Source organism: Pseudomonas sp. R84 (assembly GCF_009834515.1).
Lineage (GTDB): Bacteria > Pseudomonadota > Gammaproteobacteria > Pseudomonadales > Pseudomonadaceae > Aquipseudomonas.
The window spans coordinates 6,292,745-6,309,676 of the sequence record NZ_CP019426.1 but is presented as its reverse complement, the minus strand read 5'-3'; the positions used below and the strand labels follow the sequence as shown (position 1 = coordinate 6,309,676).

General features: G+C 60.3%; 17 protein-coding genes. 8 read left to right on the top strand and 9 right to left on the bottom strand.

Annotated elements, in window-relative coordinates; translation table 11 throughout:
* Positions 1-35: 35 nt before the first annotated feature.
* Entirely contained in the window at positions 36-494 is a 459-nt protein-coding gene (locus tag PspR84_RS28055; protein WP_064116385.1) for an Rsd/AlgQ family anti-sigma factor, read from the top strand.
* A 60-nt stretch (positions 495-554) separates the two neighbouring features.
* On the opposite strand, the gene PspR84_RS28050 is transcribed toward PspR84_RS28055, so the two are convergent.
* A complete protein-coding gene (locus tag PspR84_RS28050) occupies positions 555-1,220 on the bottom strand; it encodes an FKBP-type peptidyl-prolyl cis-trans isomerase (protein WP_160059861.1) in 666 nt (221 codons plus the stop codon).
* Positions 1,221-1,412: 192 nt separating this feature from the next.
* On the opposite strand from PspR84_RS28050, the gene PspR84_RS28045 reads away from it, so the two are divergent.
* On the top strand, positions 1,413-2,576 hold the full coding sequence (locus tag PspR84_RS28045) for an AlgP family protein (protein WP_160059860.1): 1,164 nt from the start codon (positions 1,413-1,415) through the stop codon (positions 2,574-2,576).
* Here PspR84_RS28045 and PspR84_RS28040 read toward each other — a convergent pair.
* Positions 2,573-3,034 (bottom strand): TIGR02444 family protein, encoded by a 462-nt coding sequence (locus tag PspR84_RS28040; RefSeq protein ID WP_160059859.1) that lies wholly within the window; start codon positions 3,032-3,034, stop codon positions 2,573-2,575. The two genes, PspR84_RS28045 and PspR84_RS28040, sit on opposite strands and share 4 nt — an antisense overlap.
* Positions 3,035-3,084: 50 nt before the next feature.
* Here PspR84_RS28040 and PspR84_RS28035 point away from each other — a divergent pair, with 50 nt between their 5' ends.
* The 3 genes from PspR84_RS28035 to rhtB all read left to right on the top strand — a co-directional run bounded on the left by PspR84_RS28035 (position 3,085) and on the right by rhtB (position 6,401).
* Positions 3,085-4,995 carry an ATP-binding cassette domain-containing protein gene (locus PspR84_RS28035; protein WP_160059858.1) on the top strand — a complete coding sequence of 637 codons (1,911 nt, stop codon included), beginning with the start codon at positions 3,085-3,087 and terminating at the stop codon, positions 4,993-4,995.
* On the top strand, positions 4,995-5,576 hold the full coding sequence (locus tag PspR84_RS28030) for a mechanosensitive ion channel family protein (protein WP_160059857.1): 582 nt from the start codon (positions 4,995-4,997) through the stop codon (positions 5,574-5,576). Before PspR84_RS28035 ends, PspR84_RS28030 begins: the two co-directional genes overlap by 1 nt.
* A 192-nt stretch (positions 5,577-5,768) precedes the next feature.
* Positions 5,769-6,401: a homoserine/homoserine lactone efflux protein gene (rhtB, locus tag PspR84_RS28025; RefSeq protein ID WP_160059856.1), complete on the top strand. Its 633-nt coding sequence runs from the start codon at positions 5,769-5,771 to the stop codon at positions 6,399-6,401.
* Between the two features lie 114 nt (positions 6,402-6,515).
* Here the strand turns inward: rhtB and PspR84_RS28020 are convergent, their stop codons facing one another.
* The 5 genes from PspR84_RS28020 to PspR84_RS28000 form a co-directional block, all read right to left on the bottom strand.
* Positions 6,516-7,259, bottom strand: coding sequence for a penicillin-binding protein activator LpoB (locus PspR84_RS28020; RefSeq protein ID WP_160059855.1), 744 nt, complete (start codon positions 7,257-7,259; stop codon positions 6,516-6,518).
* Positions 7,260-7,262: 3 nt separating this feature from the next.
* On the bottom strand, positions 7,263-7,850 hold the full coding sequence (lpoB, locus tag PspR84_RS28015; RefSeq protein ID WP_016772610.1) for a penicillin-binding protein activator LpoB: 588 nt from the start codon (positions 7,848-7,850) through the stop codon (positions 7,263-7,265).
* Positions 7,851-7,886: 36 nt separating this feature from the next.
* Positions 7,887-8,261, bottom strand: coding sequence for a YcfL family protein (locus PspR84_RS28010; protein WP_007911131.1), 375 nt, complete (start codon positions 8,259-8,261; stop codon positions 7,887-7,889).
* A gap of 15 nt (positions 8,262-8,276) precedes the next feature.
* Positions 8,277-9,671 carry a hypothetical protein gene (locus PspR84_RS28005; protein WP_160059854.1) on the bottom strand — a complete coding sequence of 465 codons (1,395 nt, stop codon included), beginning with the start codon at positions 9,669-9,671 and terminating at the stop codon, positions 8,277-8,279.
* Positions 9,672-9,878: 207 nt separating this feature from the next.
* On the bottom strand, positions 9,879-11,279 hold the full coding sequence (locus tag PspR84_RS28000) for a hypothetical protein (RefSeq protein ID WP_160059853.1): 1,401 nt from the start codon (positions 11,277-11,279) through the stop codon (positions 9,879-9,881).
* A 188-nt stretch (positions 11,280-11,467) separates the two neighbouring features.
* On the opposite strand from PspR84_RS28000, the gene PspR84_RS27995 reads away from it, so the two are divergent.
* Positions 11,468-13,366, top strand: a complete 1,899-nt coding sequence (locus tag PspR84_RS27995; RefSeq protein ID WP_160059852.1) for an FTR1 family protein — start codon at positions 11,468-11,470, stop codon at positions 13,364-13,366.
* A gap of 132 nt (positions 13,367-13,498) precedes the next feature.
* On the top strand, positions 13,499-13,954 hold the full coding sequence (locus tag PspR84_RS27990; protein WP_007911138.1) for a YaiI/YqxD family protein: 456 nt from the start codon (positions 13,499-13,501) through the stop codon (positions 13,952-13,954).
* Between the two features lie 129 nt (positions 13,955-14,083).
* On the opposite strand, the gene elbB is transcribed toward PspR84_RS27990, so the two are convergent.
* The gene (elbB, locus tag PspR84_RS27985) at positions 14,084-14,752 is read right to left on the bottom strand and encodes an isoprenoid biosynthesis glyoxalase ElbB (protein ID WP_160059851.1); all 669 of its coding nucleotides are present in this window, start codon (positions 14,750-14,752) and stop codon (positions 14,084-14,086) included.
* 291 nt (positions 14,753-15,043) lie between these two features.
* Positions 15,044-15,694, bottom strand: coding sequence for a DedA family protein (locus tag PspR84_RS27980; RefSeq protein ID WP_116028473.1), 651 nt, complete (start codon positions 15,692-15,694; stop codon positions 15,044-15,046).
* Between the two features lie 207 nt (positions 15,695-15,901).
* Between PspR84_RS27980 and hemB the strand changes: the two genes are divergently transcribed.
* The gene (hemB, locus tag PspR84_RS27975; RefSeq protein WP_160059850.1) at positions 15,902-16,915 is read left to right on the top strand and encodes a porphobilinogen synthase; all 1,014 of its coding nucleotides are present in this window, start codon (positions 15,902-15,904) and stop codon (positions 16,913-16,915) included.
* Positions 16,916-16,932 lie beyond the last annotated feature (17 nt).

Genomic DNA, 16,932 nt, shown 5'->3' with positions numbered 1-16,932 from the left:
AGAGCAGCATGACCCACAAGGGAAGAGAGATCGCCATGCTCGAAAGTTGTCAGAATGCTCAGGAACGTTGGGGTGGAGTTCATCTGCTGATCGACCGCTGGTTGCAAGAGCGTGAAGATCTGATCGGTGCCTACGACAAACTCGGTGCACAGCCTGAGTCGCTGTCCGAGAGCCGCAAGCCTCTGCAGGAATTCTGCGGTGTGCTGGTCGATTACGTCTCGGCCGGGCACTTCGAAATCTACGAACAGCTGACTGGCGAAGCCAAGGCGTTCAACGACAAGCGTGGTCTGGAACTCGCCGAGACGATCTATCCGCGCATCGACGTCATCACCGAGAAGCTGCTCGCCTTCAACGATCTGTGCGATGAAGGCAAATGCGTAGCCGAGAAGTTCAAGGAACTCGGCGGCCTGCTGCACGAGCGCTTCGAGCTGGAAGACTGCCTGATTGAAGTGCTGCACACAGCACACAAGGAAGAAGATCCGGTTCAGGCCTGATCCCGAATCCTGATCAAAAAAAACGGTGCGCCCGAAAGCGCACCGTTTTTTATTGCCCGATCAACTCGTCGCGCCACGCAATTCCACTTCAAATACCAGCGGTGTGAACGGTGCAATCAGGTCGCCGGCACCGTCGGCGCCATAGGCCTGATCCGACGGAATCACCAGTCGCCATTTTGCTCCCACCGGCATGTTCTGCAGCGCGGTGCGCCAACCCGCGATCACGCTGTCGAGGTTGAACCATTGCGGCTGAGTGTTTTGATCGAACACCGTGCCATCCGGCAGTCGACCGACATACAGCACCTGCACTTTTCCGTCAGGCCCGGCCTTGGTGCCATTGCCAGGTGTCAGCTCGGTGAGCAGGATGCCGTCGGCCAGTTCTTTTACGCCCGGTCTGGCTTTTTCAGCGGTCAGAAAACGTTGCTCGTTTTCCATCGCCGCGTCGCTCGAAGGCTGCGCAGAATGTTCGGCATGTTGCGCTTCATGATCGGCCAGAATCTGTTCGATGCGTGCTTCGCTCAGTGCCAGCGGCTTGCCTTGATAGGCTTGCTGCAAGCCATCGATCAGCGCCTGAATCTGCAATTGCGGGACTTCCTGGCGCAGCCGTTCACCGAGGCTGGCACCGAGGCTGTAGGCCAGATCGTGAGCATCGTTCGCGGTGGTTTTTTCGTCCGCGTGAGCGGCCGAAAAAATCATCCAGAGGGATAAAAAAAAGTAGCGCGACATGGGCACTCTCCGTCCTGAGATGCGGTGGATTATGCCAGCGCGAACGTCTGCAACGGTGAACTGCTTTTGACTTCGCGCAGAACATTTTCGATTCGGTGCAACGCAACGCAATCGATACTGTCAAGATGCCCTAGCGGCGGTAACTGCAGAGGTCTAGTATGAGCCGCACCCACGTCAGCCAGGAGGTAAACCATGTCGGCCACCAAGAAGCCTGTAAATACTCCGTTGCACTTACTCCAACAACTCTCGGGCAGCTTGCTCGAGCATCTGGAAAACGCTTGCTCCCAAGCCTTGGCTGATGCTGAAAAACTGCTCGCCAAACTGGAAAAGCAACGCGGCAAGGCGCAGGAAAAACTTCATAAATCCCGCACCAAATTGCAGGACGCAGCTGCCGCCGGCAAAGCCAAGGCACAGACCAAAGCCAAGGGCGCAGTGAAAGAACTGGAAGACCTTCTCGATGCCTTGAAGGATCGTCAGTCCGACACCCGCAGCTACATTCTGCAACTCAAGCGCGATGCCCAGGAAAGCCTGAAACTGGCCCAAGGTGTTGGTCGCGTTCAAGAAGCCGTGGGCAAAGTGTTGTCCTCGCGTGCAGCCAAACCGGCAGCGGCACCGGCGAAGAAAGCAGCTGCCAAACCTGCTGCTGCAAAAGCTCCAGCGAAAACCGCGGCGGCCAAGCCTGCTGCAAAAGCTGCTGCTAAAACCGCTGCCAAGCCAGCTGCAAAAACACCGGTGAAAGCCGCTGCAAAACCAGCTGCCAAAGCGGCCGCAAAACCTGCAGCGAAGAAACCTGCTGCGGCGAGCGCTGCAAAACCAGCGGCTAAAAGCACGGCGGCAAAACCTGCTGCGCGTACTGCCGCTGCCAAGCCGGCTACCCGTGCCGCCGCTGCTAAACCAGCCGCCAAACCAGCTGCAGCAAAAGCTGCTCCAGCGAAAACCGCCGCAGCTAAACCTGCTGCTGCAAAACCAGCTGCCAAGACTGCCGCTAAACCAGCTGCCGCCAAACCTGCTGCAAAAGCGCCAGCAAAAGCTGCTGCCAAACCAGCCGTGAATGCCGCCGCCAAACCGGCAGCCAAGCCAGCCGCTAAACCGGCCGCTGCTGCCAAGCCTGTTGCTGCAAAACCAGCCGCCAAGCCAGCTGCAAAACCTGCCGCAAAACCAGCCGTTAAAAAGCCAGCCGCTGCCAAACCAGCTGCTGCTAAACCGGCTACCGCGCCTGCTGCTAAGCCAGCCGCACCGGCAGCGTCGGCTGCGCCATCGGCACCTGCTCCAGCCGCTACTACCTCGACGCCATCGACTACGCCATCGCCAGCCGCTGCGTCGAGCGTCAGCAACAACCCGACCAGCGCTTCCTAAGTGCCGGTTGCCGCGACGCGCAGCACTTGCAGCGCGTCGCGGTTCGGGCTGGCCGCTGTGCCGGCCAATTCTTCCAGCCAGGTTGCCGAGCCTGCGTCGTTTTGCATCCACTCCTGCGCCACACCCTCAAGCCGTGACAGCAACGCTCGCTCAGCTTCCAGCTCGAGTGATTTGATCTGCTCGCGCATGCCTTTCAAAACCGCGTCATCCACCGCCCGCGCTTTCCATTGCATGCGCAGGGTTCGCAGCGGCTGCACCACCTCGATATCCCACGGTCCGGTCAACGCATGAAGCTGCCTTACGCGTTGTTCGTCGCAGGTTGCGCCACGTTGTTCCAGCCATAAACCGCACAGCAGAAGGCACACATTGGCCCCCGCCGTTTGCAGTTGCAGGCAGGCGTCTTCCACGCCCGGTCGGGCGTAGGTGGCAAGGGAAAAGCTCCACAGGTCAGAGGACATCGTGCTACTCGCGCCAGTTGTGAGCGAAGCTGGTAGACTCCGCCGCCATTATGATCCGACTTCAGAACCTGACTTTACAGCGTGGCCCGCAACGTCTGCTAGAAGACGCCGAGCTGACCCTGCACGCCGGCCACAAAGCCGGCCTCATCGGTGCCAACGGCGCCGGCAAATCGAGCCTTTTCGCTTTGATCCGGGGTGAACTGCACCCGGATTCGGGTGACTGCTTCTTGCCGGCCGACTGGCGCATCGCCCACATGCGCCAGGAAATCGAGACGCTCGAGCGGCTTGCCGTCGACTATGTGCTCGATGGCGACCTGCGTCTACGCGAGGTGCAACGTGACCTCGCCGCCGCCGAAGCCGCGCACGACGGTGCCGCTCAGGCCCGCCTGCACTCGGAACTCGACAGCGCCGACGGTTACACCGCCGACGCACGAGCGCGCAAGTTGCTCGCCGGTCTGGGTTTCACCAACGAGCAGATGGATCGTCAGGTCGGTGATTTCTCCGGTGGCTGGCGGATGCGTCTGAATCTGGCGCAGGCCTTGATGTGCCCGTCGGACTTGTTGCTGCTCGACGAACCGACCAACCACTTGGATCTCGACGCGATCATCTGGCTCGAAGAGTGGCTGAAAAGCTACCCGGGCACCTTGCTGCTGATTTCCCACGACCGCGATTTCCTCGACGAAGTCGTCGACCACGTGGCGCATGTCGATCAGCGCAAGATCACTTTGTATCGCGGCGGCTATACCGCATTCGAACGCGCCCGTGCCGAGCGTCTGGCCCAGCAGCAACAGGCCTACGAGAAGCAGCAGGCGCAACGTGCGCACATGGAAAGCTACATCGCCCGCTTCAAGGCGCAAGCGACCAAGGCCCGTCAGGCGCAGAGCCGGATCAAAGCCCTGGAGCGGATGGAAGAGCTGTCGGCGGCCCACGTCGATTCGCCGTTCGATTTCGTTTTCCGCGAGTCGAGCAAGATCTCCAGCCCGCTGATCGATCTGTCTGATGCGAGCCTCGGTTACGGCGACAAAACCATCCTCGAGAAGGTCAAGCTGCAACTGACCCCGGGTGCGCGGATCGGCCTGCTCGGGCCGAACGGCGCGGGTAAATCGACCCTGATCAAGAACCTTGCCGGCGAGCTGTCTCCGATCGCCGGGCGCCTGACCCGTGGCGAGAACACCGTGGTCGGCTACTTCGCTCAGCATCAGCTCGACTCGCTGGATTCCAAGGCCAGTCCGTTGCTGCACATGCAGCGTCTGGCGCCGAGCGAACGCGAGCAGACTCTGCGCGACTTCCTCGGCGGCTTCGATTTCCGTGGCGCACGCATCGATGAGCCAGTGCTGAATTTCTCCGGTGGTGAAAAGGCGCGTCTGGCCTTGGCGCTGATCGCCTGGGAACGACCAAACCTGCTGCTGCTCGACGAACCGACCAACCACCTCGACCTGGAAATGCGCCTGGCGCTGACCATGGCGCTGCAGGAATTCAGCGGTGCGGTGTTGGTGGTGTCTCACGATCGGCACTTGCTCAAGAGCACCACCGATAACTTCTACCTGGTCGCAGACGGCAAGGTCGAAGAGTTCGATGGCGACCTCGAAGACTATGCGCGCTGGCTGGTGGAATACCGCCAGCGCAACGCGCCAGTCAGCAATACGCCGGTGAACCCGGACAAGACCGACAAGAAGGCTCAGCGTCAGGCCGCAGCTGCGTTGCGTCAGCAATTGGCCCCGCACAAGCGTGAAGCCGACAAGCTCGAAGCCGAGTTGGGCAAGCTTCACGAGAAGCTCGCCAAGGTCGACGCCAGCCTCGGCGACAGCGACATCTACGAGCCGGCACGCAAGAACGAATTGCGTGATCTGCTCGCCGAACAGGCCAAGCTGAAGGTTCGTGAAGGCGAGCTGGAAGAGGCGTGGATGGAAGCCCTCGAGGTATTGGAAAGCATGCAAGCGGAGCTGGAGGCGCTGTCCTGATGGATGCGTTCAAGCTGCCGCTGCCGGCGGAGTGGGTCGAGCCGATCTGGTTTGTCGTGCAGATTCTGCTGATCCTGCTGGCCGGTTACCTCACCCAGCGCTTCGTCGCCAAAGGCCTGACCCGGTTGGGTGAGCGCTATCCGTTCCCGCCGCAGTTGCTGATGCCGCTGCGTGGTGTGCTGCGCTGGCTGATCATGGGCAGTGCGCTGATCTTCGTGTTGGAACGCCTTGGCGTTTCTGCCACGGTGTTGTGGACGGCTCTGTCGGGTTTCGTCGCGGTGGCGGCGGTCGCGTTCTTTGCGATGTGGAGTGTGCTGTCGAACCTGCTTTGCGCGATTTTGATCTTCACTGTCGGACCGTTTCGGTTGGGCGATATCGTTGAGCTGGTGGACACCACCGACAAGCCTGGCGTCAAAGGCCGGGTGGTGGCGATCAATCTGCTTTACACCACGTTGATCGAGGCGGAGGAGCTGGGGACCGGCAGCGCCATGGTGCAGGTGCCGAACAGCTTGTTTTTCCAGCGCTCGGTGCGACGTTGGCGCGGGACGGATGTGTTTCCGTCGAGTGGTTTCGAAAAGTGATTTCTGCGGCGTCTGATCTGGCACCTTCGCGAGCAGGCTCGCTCCCACAGTAGACCGCGATCAAATGTGGGGGCGAGCTTGCTCGCGAAGGGGCCCTCAGCAGCACCTGCAACATTCAGCAAAAATTGGTAGTCATCCATTCAAACCCGCATTAGCTTAGGCATTTGTCACGAGCATGAGTCGAGGTGTGCGATGGAGCTTCAAACATGGCTGGCGTTTTTTGCCGCCTGCTGGGTGATCAGTCTGTCCCCGGGTGCTGGCGCCATTGCGTCGATGTCCAGCGGTCTGCAATACGGTTTCTGGCGTGGTTACTGGAACGCCCTTGGCCTGCAAATCGGTCTGGCGGTGCAGATTGCGATTGTCGGCGCCGGTGTTGGCGCGATCCTGACCGCTTCGGCCACGGCCTTCCACGCGATCAAATGGTTTGGTGTGGCTTACCTCGTGTATCTGGCCATCAAGCAATGGCGCGCGCTGCCCATGGACATGAGTGATGACGCGGCTGTACGGCCGATCGGCAAACCGCTGGCGCTAATATTCCGTGGCTTTCTGGTGAACATCAGCAACCCCAAGGCTTTGGTCTTCATGCTGGCGGTGCTGCCGCAGTTCATCAACCCGCATGCGCCGTTGCTGATTCAGTATCTGGTGATTGGCGTGACCATGGTCTGCGTCGACCTGATCGTGATGGCGGGCTACACCGGTCTGGCGTCGAAGGTGCTGCGTCTGTTGCGCACCCCGCAGCAGCAGAAGCGCATGAACCGCACGTTTGCCGGGCTGTTCATCGGTGCAGCGGCGTTTATGGCGACGTTGCGTAAAGCGGCGGCGTAAACATCGCGGGCACAAAAAAGGCGACCTTTGCGGGTCGCCTTTTTTTTGGCTGGGACGCAGAGCGTCCCGGGATGCATTCCCACGCGGAGCATGGGAATGATCAGGGGCCAGTCATCAGCGCAGAATCACTGGCGCAGTATCGCGCGGCAGATTGTTGCGCTGCGGCGCTTCGCGCGGCTGCTCGTAACCACCGCCACCGAGCTGCATGCTCAGTTGCCCGGCCACGTCTTCACCCAGCGCCTTCGACACGTCACGCACCACTCGTGGGCGGTTCAGCGAGATCTTGATGTCGCGATGGTTCACCAGTTTGGTGTCCTGCGCTTCACCCATCGCCGTGAAGGCCGAAGTGATTTCGAAGGTCTTGGTGTTGATCAGGCTGAAATCCGCCACCAACGTCAGGCCCAGTACCGCCGAATAGCTGTCGGTGTGCGCCAGCTCGTTGACGTCCTGAGTGAAGTCGATGTCCGACACCGTACCAAACAGCACATAGTCGGCGCCTTTGAAGTTGCCGGCCTTGATCCGCTTGATCACGTCGTAGACGTCACCCTTGGACGACGCGGTGTACGGCGTGCCTTGCACCAGTTGGAACATGCCGGTACGCAGGATTTCACCCTTGATGTCGCCAGTGAATTTGCGCAGCTCGCCTTGCTCGATGTAGCTGGTGCTCGCTTCGATCTCGTTGTAGCTCGACGAGCCGCTGGAGCTGTAGTAACCCTCGCGATGATTGCTCTGAGCGGAAACGATGTGGATGTATTGCTCCACACGTTCCTGATACGCCAGATCCGTCACCGCGACTTTCGGGGCCGCTTGCACGCTGAACGCGCAAGCCAGGGCCATCATGCCAATCCATGCGCGCATCAATTAACGCTCCGTGGTTTTGCGGATCTCTTTTTCGTCCATCCACTCGGCCAGACCGCTTTCAACGTCGATCAGTTGCAGGCTGAATTTATAGAAGACGTCCTTGTAGTCGCTGCTGCGCTTGACGATCGAGCTGATCGAGCCTTCGATGCGGTACTTGGCGGCAACCATGTTGCCGGTCTTGGCCACGGTGCTCTTCTTGTACAGGCCGCTCTGGTTTTGCAGCTTGAGCTGGTCAACCTGGCTTTGCATGGCGTTGTTGTCGCTGGCGAAACGCGCAACACCGGTTTTCATCAGCTGAGTCTTGATGCTGGTGGTGATTTCGCGGGTATCGATGTACTCGCTGGTCTTGTTCTTCACGTCGTAGACCTGAACGACCGGACGACCCTGCAGAATGCCGGACTGGGCCAGCGAGCGGGTCATCGACTCGGCGATCATTTGCAGGTCGGTCGAACCGAATTCGTTGGTCACGGTTTCAACCGCTTTGGTGTCGCCGTAGCTGATGTTCTTGCTGCCCAGGGTCGGCGAAGTGTTGGCGCAACCGGAGGCCAGCAGGGCGATAACGGCGATGCAGGAAAAGCGTGCAAACATGGGAGTGCTCTCTAAAACAGGAATAGGGTGGCAGGCTTACGGCGTCTTGATTTCCAGACGGAAGTCCACGGCTTTCGGGGTCGGGGCGATGCCTTGAATGAAGCTGGTCTGGGCGCCGTACATCATTTGGCTTTTCCAGACTTCTTCTTCGGCAATCGGGAAGCCTTCCGCGCCGAGCCAGGCGAAGCGGTAGTAGAAAATCTTGTTGCTGTTGAGGGTGTTGCTCAACTGCACATTGACCGTCATGAAGCCGTTTTCGCGGGCGACGCGCATGGCGCCGACGACGATGTGTTTCTGCGGACCCATGGCCACGACTTTGCTCGCGGCGCTGCCCGGCTCTGGCGGTGGCGGGGTGGCGCAGCCGCTCGCCAGCAAGGCGAGGGCGGCGACGGCGATGAGTTTGAAACGCATGCAAAGACTCCGTTCTTAAGGTTGTTTGAGGCTGGCGACGTTGGTCGCGCCGGCGCTCGGGATGACGTGTGCGGCGAGGCCGCCGGCGAACACCTGGTTGCCCACGGCGCGCAAAGTGATCACTTGATAACGCTGATCGACAGTGACCTTGACCACCGAACCGCCCACGGCGCTTGGCAGGGTAACCTGATGCTCACCCTTTTTCAGACGCAGACGCACCACTTGGGTGTAGTCCGGCAGGGTGCGCCACGTACGGGTATCGGCACCTTCGAGCACAGCTGAAGAGATACCGACGGCCAGACCGGCCAGCGGGTTGGTTTCGTTGATCTGCTTCTGCGCCACGCCTTTGGTGATCGCCCGCACGGTGGTGCGCAGGATGATCCCCGGCATGTCGTCACGCAGGGCGCGGCGGGACATGGCGGTGGTGCTGTTGAGCGCGGTCAGATCGACCTGCTGACCGTCGACGCCGATTTGCGCGAACGTCGCCGTAGAGGTGTCAGGTTTGATGATCGGGAACGACAGCGGTGTGATCACCACGTTGTTGGAGATCGGCAATGGCAGTGGCACACGGATCGAATCACGGGCCGGCGCCAGACCGCTTTGCACCACGATCAGAATGTCGCTGTCGTCGGACTTGCTCGGCTTGTCGAGATTGACCAGCGCCTGCTCCAGCAGCGGCGTGTTCGGGCGCAGTTCGGCAGCCTTGCGGTAGCCCGGTGCAGCCAGGCCTTTTTCGCCCAGCGCTTCATAGACGAAGCCGGACAGATAATGGCTGAAGGCACTCTGGTAGCTGTTCTTCAGACCCACCACTTCCGGTGCGTCGAGGCTGGCGACCGGATAACCCTGCAAGTCCTTGTACTGCGTCTTGATGCCTTCTTTTTCGGCCTCTTCTTCGCTCTTGAGGTATTCCTTGTCGCGCAGGTCGGCGATCACTGCTTCACGTTCGTGAGTTTTCTTGATCGCAGTACGTGCGCCGTCGAAGTCATTGACCGCCAGCAGGTTCAGGGCCATCTGCGTGGTCAGCATGACTTTTTCGTAGTCGTAGCCTTCGTAGCGACGCACTTTGTCGTTGACGATGAAGCTGCCGAACTGAGCCAGGTACTTACCGGTGTCGAGCTTGACCGAGTCCTCCCACTGACCCACCACCCCATCGGCGCTGGTCCAGGCATTCTGGCTGCCCGAAAGGTCGCCCTTGGCGCGCAGCAACTCACCTTTCTCGAAGTAATAGAGCAGGTCTTTGTCGGGGCCGGTGTTGTTCTTTTCCAGCAAAGTCAGCGCGGCGTCGACGTTGCCGGTGGCCAGTTGCTGGTTGGTCTGTGCCAGTTCCGAGTCGTAGTTGCGAAACGCCGAACAGCCGGACAGCAACGTGACGGCGCTGAGCGCGATCAGAGTGGGGGCGCGGAATGCCATGGGGGTACTTCTTCCCTGGAGTAATACAGCCGCGGATGCTGGTCGGGCTGGTGTGACCCATCGGCAGTGGCGCTGGCCTCCTGCCAATTCCTCATAACCTGAGGAGCTTTAATGCCCGAGCGCAATAACGCGGGCGCGGCATTATAAGCAGGCGGTGATGGCTATGTAATAGCTTTTTAATCTCACTTGTTAGTTTGGTGCCATTGCTTATTTCAGGTTGGATACCACGCTCCTTGCCGACGCCCCGTCCGACTGGAATGCGCTGCCATTGGCAAACACCCGATCACCCAAGGCACGCAAGTTGATGACCTGGCGGTTCTGGTCGATGCGGATTTTCAGTGGCGCAGCCCCGGGCGCGTTGGGCAGGCTGATCAGGTGCTCACCTTTTTTCAGGCGCAGGCGCACAACTTGGGTGAGGTTGGGCAGGGTTCGCCAGGTACGGGTGTCGGCTTGCTCGAAGCCATCCCAGTGAGTGACGTAGGAGGCTTTGCTCGGATCGCGTCGATTGTCCGTTGCCTGAACATCGGCCGCCAGAAATGCCCGATAGGTTGTGCGCTGGATAATGCCCGGCATGTCGTCACGCAGCGTACGCAAGGACATGTCGGTAATGCTGTTGACGGCGATCAGCTTTTTCTGACGACCGTCGATGCTCACTTGATTGAACGCCGGGGTCGAAGTGTCAGGGACCATCACGGGAAACGATACATTGGCAACGATGACTTGCCCGTCCGCCAACTTCACCGGGTAGGGCACGCGCACGGAACTGCGAGCCGGCGCCAGGCCGCTCTGCACGATGATCAGCACATCGCTTTCGTCTACCTTCAGTCCAGGGCTGTCGAGGTCGCGCAATGCCTGCTGGAAAAACGCCATGTCCGGACGCAGTTCTATTGCCTGACGATAGCCGGGCGCTGCCAGATCTTTCTCGCCCAGCGCTTCATAGGTGAAGCCGGCAAGATAGTGACTGAACGCGCTCTGATAGCCGTTCTTCAAGGCGATGACGGCGGAAGATTCCAGCATGACCACCGGGTAGCCTTGCAGATCCTTGTAATGGACGCGGGCGCCGCTGGCCTTGGCCGCTTCTTCGACACGCTCGTATTCCAGCTCCCGCTGGCGGGCGATCAGCGCTTCGCGCTCGTGGGTTTTCTTGATGTCGGCACGGGCGCCGTCAAAATCATTCATGGCCAGTTGGTTGAGGGCCATTTGTGTGGTCAGCATGACTTTTTCGTAGTCGTAACCATCGTAGCGGCGCAGCTTGTCATTGATGATGCTGCCCCAGTGATCGCCCATGGCGGCGAGCAACTTGTCGCCGGTGGTTTCAATGGTGTCCTGGCGCTCGATGATCATCTGCTCGGCGCTGCGCCAGGTGGTCTGGCTCTGCGCAAACTCGCCGCCGGCACTCAGTACGGCGCCCTTTTCGAAATAGTAGAGCAGGTCTTTTTCCGGGGCCGGATTGTTCGCTTCGATCACGGACAGGGCGCTGTCGATGTTGCCGGCCTTGAACTGGTCGGTGGTCTGTTGCAGTTCCATATCGTAATTGCGATACGCACCGCAGCCGCTCAGTTGCACAACGGCGGCGATCAACAGGGGCAAGTGCAAGCGATGGCGCATGAAAGGGGTTCATCCTTGAGCGGGAAATGCGACAGTTAGCTCAGTATAGGGTGCAATAGTGGCTAAGTGATGTGTCGTTTTTTTCTCCGATAGCTCGCGTCATGTCTGACGCGGCATCGACAAAGCTTGAGGGAAATGCGTTCGAAGTGAACAATATGTAACTTCGCATTTCCATTTGAGAATTCTTCATGACTGCCTCGTCCCGTTTCCTGGCCTGGCTGGTGTTCCCGCTGTTTGCCCTGAGCAGCTTCAATCTGCTGGCCGATACCGCGGAAGGCGCACCGCAAGCGCTGCACCTGCTCGACTACATCAGCGCCGACTACCCGCCGACGGTAGCCGCAGGCAAGGTGGTCGATGACTCCGAATATCGCGAGCAACTGGAGTTCACCCAAGCGCTGCAAGGCTTGATCGCCGGCATGCCGGCCAAGCCTGAAAAAGCTGCGTTGGAGCAAGGTGTCAGCGCATTGAAGGCAGCGATCACCGCGAAGCAGGACGGCGCCGAAGTGGCTCGTCAGGCGCGGCAACTGGGCGCGCAACTGGCGGTAGCCTATGAAGTCAGCCAGGCACCGATCATCACTCCGGATCCGACTCGCGGCGCACCGCTCTATGCGCAGAATTGCTCGGTGTGCCACGGTGACAGCGGCGCCGGTGACGGCCCGGCGGGACTCGGCATGACCCCGGCACCCGCCAATCTGCGTGATGCGGCGCGGTTGGATCACCTGAGCCTGTACGCGATCTACAACACCCTCGGCCAAGGCGTCGAAGGCACCGACATGCCGGCGTTTGCCGATCAGCTTGACGATCGTCAGCGCTGGGATCTGGCGACTTACATCGCCGGCTTCAGCGCCGATCCGGCGGCGGCCAAGTCGGAGAAGAGCTACAACATCGCCGATCTGGCCCGCCAGACCCCGGCCGAAGTGCAGGCTGCCGAAGGCCCGCAAGCGGCGGCGACATTTCGTGCGCAACGCGCGCAGCCGCCGCAGGTCAAGCGTGGTCCGGCGCAGTTGCTCGACTACACCGCCGCAACGCTGGACAAGAGCTTGGCGGCGTATCGCTCCGGTGATCACGATCAGGCTTATGACCTGTCGGTCGCGGCCTATCTGGAAGGCTTCGAGCTGGTCGAGAGCTCGCTGGATAACGTCGACGCCAACGTGCGCAAGGACACCGAAAAATCGCTGATGGCGTACCGGCAATCGTTGCAGGACGGCTTGCCGGTCGAGCAGGCCGAGCAGCGCCTGAACGTGGCCAAGGCCAAGCTAAAAGAGTCTGCCGGCCTGCTTGGCAGCGATGGTCTGAGCTGGTCGCTGAGCTACATCTCCGGTTTACTGATTCTGCTGCGCGAAGGTCTGGAAGCGATTCTGGTGCTGGCGGCGATCCTCGCCTTCCTGCGTAACACCGGCCAGCAATCGGCGGTGCGCAGCGTCAACGTCGGTTGGGGGCTGGCGCTGCTGGCCGGCCTCGGCACCTGGGCGCTGGCAGCGTATGTGATCGATGTCAGTGGCTCGCAGCGTGAACTGCTCGAAGGCGCAACAGCGCTGTTCGCCAGTGTCATGGTCTTGTGGCTCGGCGTGTGGATGCATGACCGTCGCCACGCAGCGGCCTGGCAGGATTACATCAAGAGCAGCCTGGTTGGTGGCGGCGGACGTTTCGGTTTCGCGATCCTCGCGTTCTTCTCGGTGTACCGCGAGTTGTTCGAAGTGATCCTGTTCTACGAAACCCTGTGGTTGCAGGCCGGTCCTGCCGGGCATGACGCGGTGCTTGCGGGCGGGGCGACGGCGCTGGTGCTGCTGGTGGGTCTGGCGTGGGTGATTCTGCGCGGTTCGGCGAAACTGCCGCTGACGCTGTTCTTCAGCATCAACGCGGCGCTGCTGTGTGCGCTGTCGGTGGTGTTTGCCGGGCACGGTGTGAAGGCCTTGCAGGAAGCCGGGATCTTCGGCACGCGGCCGGTGGCGTTCTTTGAATTCGATTGGCTGGGCATTCATGCCGATGCGTATTCGTTAACGGCGCAGGCGGTGGCGATTCTGGCGATTGGTGTGTTGTATGGGCGTAGTTGGGTGGCGGAGAAGCGGCGGGTTTCGGCTGCTTGATTGAGTGCTCCCTTAAAAGATCGCAGCCTTCGGCAGCTCCTACAGGGGCGTAGCATGTCGCAATATTGCGGCACGACGCGCACTCTGTGAGCTGCCGCAGGCTGCGATCTTTTGCTTTTAGAGGTAAAGAAAATGCGTGTATGGATCGATGCCGACGCCTGCCCACGGGCGGCGAAGGATCTGGTGGTGAAGTTCGCCCTCAAGCGTCAGTTTGAAGTGGTGCTGGTGGCCGGGCAGCCGCAGATCAAACCGGGGCTGGCCATCGTCAAACTGATCGTGGTGCCGAGCGGCCCGGATGCGGCAGACGATTATCTGGTCGAGCACGCGGTGCCTGGTGAACTGGTGATCTGCAGCGATATCCCGCTGGCCGACCGGCTGGTGAAGAAGGGCGTCGCGGCGCTGGATCCGCGCGGTAAGGAGTTCGATGCGCAGAACATGGGCGAGCGCCTGGCCGTGCGCAACCTGTTCACCGATCTGCGCGAGCAGGGCCAGATGAGCGGCGGGCCGGCGCCGTTTGGCGATCGCGAGAAGCAGGCGTTCGCCAATGCACTGGACCGGATTCTCACCCGACTGACGCGAAAACCTTAAGCCCTACACAAATCCCCTGTGGGAGCGAGCCTGCTCGCGAAGGCGTTGTATCAGACAACATCGAGTTGAATGACACACCGCATTCGCGAGCAGGCTCGCTCCCACAGTTGTCGTGTGTGCTGCGGGGGATCAGGCGTCGTTTTCGTGGGTCAGTTCGAGCACACGGTCGACCAGCTTGTTGATCCCCGAAGCCGCCTCACTGATGTTCTGCGCCAGCATGTAAGCCGGGGTCGTCACCAGTTTACGCGCCTTGTCTTCGATGATTTCCGTTACCGCACAATCCTCATGGGTGGCGCCCATCTTGTTCATCGCCGTGGCGGTGTCGGTGTCGTTACCGATGGTGCAGGTCACGCCCGGGCCGTAGATCTTCGCCGCGAGTGCCGGCGAGATGCACATCAGGCCGACGGGTTTGCCCGCTTCGGCAAATGCCTCGGCCAGCGCCAGCACTTCCGGCTGCACGCTGCAGCCAGCGCCTTCGACGGCGAAGTTCGAAAGATTCTTCGCCGCACCAAAACCGCCCGGCACGATCAGCGCATCGAAATCATCGACGTCAGCATCGCGGATGTCCTTGATGTTGCCGCGGGCAATGCGCGCGGATTCCACCAGGACGTTGCGCGACTCGGGCATTTCTTCGCCGGTCAGGTGGTTGATCACGTGCAATTGCGCGATGTTCGGGGCGAAGCACTGTACCTGCGCGCCACGTTGGTCGAGGCGCAGCAGGGTGATCACGCTTTCATGGATTTCGGCGCCGTCGTACACGCCACTGCCGGACAGGATCACTGCAACTTTTTTGCTCATGGGTTTCTCTCCAGATTCATGGCGCTAAATGTCCACTAAATTATCGCGCGTTGCCATAGGCTCAAGTGGTGGCTGCACCTGCATGGAACGCTTTCTACATGGATCGCAACAACGCCGGGGTGTTCATTATTTGCGGTTGCCTGCTACGTAACGAGCGAGAGATTTTTGGCGTGAGAACGCCGCTGGCGAACGTGAATGCGCCAGAGCAGCGAGGTTAAAAGTGACGTATCTGACTGAGAGGGGCGGCCAGCCCGCTCAGTGCCGGCGGGCTTGCAGCAAGTCGCCAACGAGTTACTCGGCTGGCGTCTTCGGTTCGGCGGGCTTGGACTCTTCGGCTTGATTCAGCAGTGCAGCTTTCGCGGCTTGCTCGTCGGCGTAGACCTGTTTGGCCAGCCGCGCATTCTTGAAGCGGCGGCGCAGCCACAGGCCAACGCCAAGAATCAGCAGCGCGCCGAGTACCCACAGCTCGTACTTCTTGATGCTGCCGAGCATGCCTTCAAGCACCGCGCCGAAGTGGTAAGCCGCCGCCGCCAGCGCGGTCGCCCAGATCGCCGCACCGATGCCGTTGAGCAGCAGATAACGGCCCGGCGGATAACCCGACAGACCGATCGCCACCGGCATCACCGTGCGCAGACCGTAAACGAAACGGAAACTCAGCACCCATATGTCCGGATGCTTGCGAATGTGCTCCAGCGCGCGGTCGCCCATCAGCTGCCAGCGCGGTTTGCGCGCGAGTAATTTGCGCCCGTGCTTGCGCCCCAGGAAGTACCACAGCTGATCGCCGGCATAGCTGCCGCAGAACGCCACAACCACCACCAGGTTGATGTCCATGTATCCACGGAACGCGAGGAAGCCCGCGAGCACCAGAATGGTTTCGCCTTCGAAAAACGTGCCGAGGAACAAGGCAAAGTAGCCAAAGTCATGCAGAAATTGTTGGAGCATTGTCTGGGTGCTGGCGAAATGAACGCGCAGCCTAACCCTTCGGACACATTCATGAAAGTGTCCAAATGTGTCTCGACGTGAACAATTCCTACACTGAGAATGGAATGCGGCTACGTGACACAGGTCTCACACAACTGTCATCTGTTGGTCATAATGGCCGTCTATAACTGTCACGCTCGCCCGTTTGCGCGGGCTCAGGAGTCCGCCGTGAGCTTTACCCCCGCCAACCGTCTGTTCCCTGCCACGCGCCTGCGCCGCAATCGTCGTGATGATTTTTCGCGTCGGCTGGTGCGGGAAAATGTGCTGACGGTCGATGACCTGATCCTGCCGGTGTTCGTGCTAGACGGTGAAAACCGTCGCGAAGCCGTGGCCTCGATGCCCGGGGTAGAGCGGTTGACTATCGATTTGCTGCTAGAAGAAGCGGCGAAGTGGGTCGAGCTGGGTATCCCGGCGCTGGCGCTATTCCCGGTTACCCCTCCTGAACTGAAATCCCTCGACGCCGGCGAAGCCTGGAACCCGGAAGGCATTGCCCAGCGCGCCACCCGCGCCCTGCGTGAGCGTTTCCCGGAGCTGGGGGTGATCACCGACGTTGCGCTTGATCCGTTCACCACCCACGGCCAGGACGGCATTCTCGACGAAGAAGGCTACGTGCAGAACGACATCACCGTCGACGCACTGGTTCGTCAGGCGCTGTCCCATGCCGAAGCCGGCGCGCAGGTTGTCGCACCGTCGGACATGATGGACGGTCGCATTCAGGCGATTCGCGAAGCGCTGGAGATTGCCGGTCACGTCAATGTGCGAATCATGGCTTATTCCGCCAAGTACGCCAGCGCCTATTACGGCCCGTTCCGCGATGCGGTCGGTTCGGCGTCGAACCTCGGCAAGGCCAACAAGGCCTCCTATCAGATGGACCCGGCCAACAGCGACGAAGCGCTGCACGAAGTCGGTGCGGACTTGTCTGAAGGCGCGGACATGGTCATGGTCAAACCGGGCATGCCCTACCTGGACATTCTTTTCCGGGTAAAAGATGCCTTCAAAGTGCCGACCTTCGTCTATCAGGTTAGCGGCGAATACGCCATGCACATGGCGGCGATCCAGAATGGCTGGTTGAGCGAGGCGGTGATTGTCGAATCACTGACCGCCTTTAAACGTGCCGGCGCTGATGGCATCCTGACTTACTTTGCTGTCCGCGCCGCTCAATTGTTACGAGAGCAGAAATAGCCCTCCCAGGAACATTC

What these genes read in the sequence shown, in the direction of transcription:
- PspR84_RS28055 (WP_064116385.1), top strand. Translation starts at nt 36, where the DNA reads ATGCTCGAAAGTTGTCAGAATGCTCAGGAACGTTGGGGTGGAGTTCAT.
- PspR84_RS28050 (WP_160059861.1), bottom strand. Translation starts at nt 1,220, where the DNA reads ATGTCGCGCTACTTTTTTTTATCCCTCTGGATGATTTTTTCGGCCGCT.
- PspR84_RS28045 (WP_160059860.1), top strand. Translation starts at nt 1,413, where the DNA reads ATGTCGGCCACCAAGAAGCCTGTAAATACTCCGTTGCACTTACTCCAA.
- PspR84_RS28040 (WP_160059859.1), bottom strand. Translation starts at nt 3,034, where the DNA reads ATGTCCTCTGACCTGTGGAGCTTTTCCCTTGCCACCTACGCCCGACCG.
- PspR84_RS28035 (WP_160059858.1), top strand. Translation starts at nt 3,085, where the DNA reads ATGATCCGACTTCAGAACCTGACTTTACAGCGTGGCCCGCAACGTCTG.
- PspR84_RS28030 (WP_160059857.1), top strand. Translation starts at nt 4,995, where the DNA reads ATGGATGCGTTCAAGCTGCCGCTGCCGGCGGAGTGGGTCGAGCCGATC.
- rhtB (WP_160059856.1), top strand. Translation starts at nt 5,769, where the DNA reads ATGGAGCTTCAAACATGGCTGGCGTTTTTTGCCGCCTGCTGGGTGATC.
- PspR84_RS28020 (WP_160059855.1), bottom strand. Translation starts at nt 7,259, where the DNA reads ATGCGCGCATGGATTGGCATGATGGCCCTGGCTTGCGCGTTCAGCGTG.
- lpoB (WP_016772610.1), bottom strand. Translation starts at nt 7,850, where the DNA reads ATGTTTGCACGCTTTTCCTGCATCGCCGTTATCGCCCTGCTGGCCTCC.
- PspR84_RS28010 (WP_007911131.1), bottom strand. Translation starts at nt 8,261, where the DNA reads ATGCGTTTCAAACTCATCGCCGTCGCCGCCCTCGCCTTGCTGGCGAGC.
- PspR84_RS28005 (WP_160059854.1), bottom strand. Translation starts at nt 9,671, where the DNA reads ATGGCATTCCGCGCCCCCACTCTGATCGCGCTCAGCGCCGTCACGTTG.
- PspR84_RS28000 (WP_160059853.1), bottom strand. Translation starts at nt 11,279, where the DNA reads ATGCGCCATCGCTTGCACTTGCCCCTGTTGATCGCCGCCGTTGTGCAA.
- PspR84_RS27995 (WP_160059852.1), top strand. Translation starts at nt 11,468, where the DNA reads ATGACTGCCTCGTCCCGTTTCCTGGCCTGGCTGGTGTTCCCGCTGTTT.
- PspR84_RS27990 (WP_007911138.1), top strand. Translation starts at nt 13,499, where the DNA reads ATGCGTGTATGGATCGATGCCGACGCCTGCCCACGGGCGGCGAAGGAT.
- elbB (WP_160059851.1), bottom strand. Translation starts at nt 14,752, where the DNA reads ATGAGCAAAAAAGTTGCAGTGATCCTGTCCGGCAGTGGCGTGTACGAC.
- PspR84_RS27980 (WP_116028473.1), bottom strand. Translation starts at nt 15,694, where the DNA reads ATGCTCCAACAATTTCTGCATGACTTTGGCTACTTTGCCTTGTTCCTC.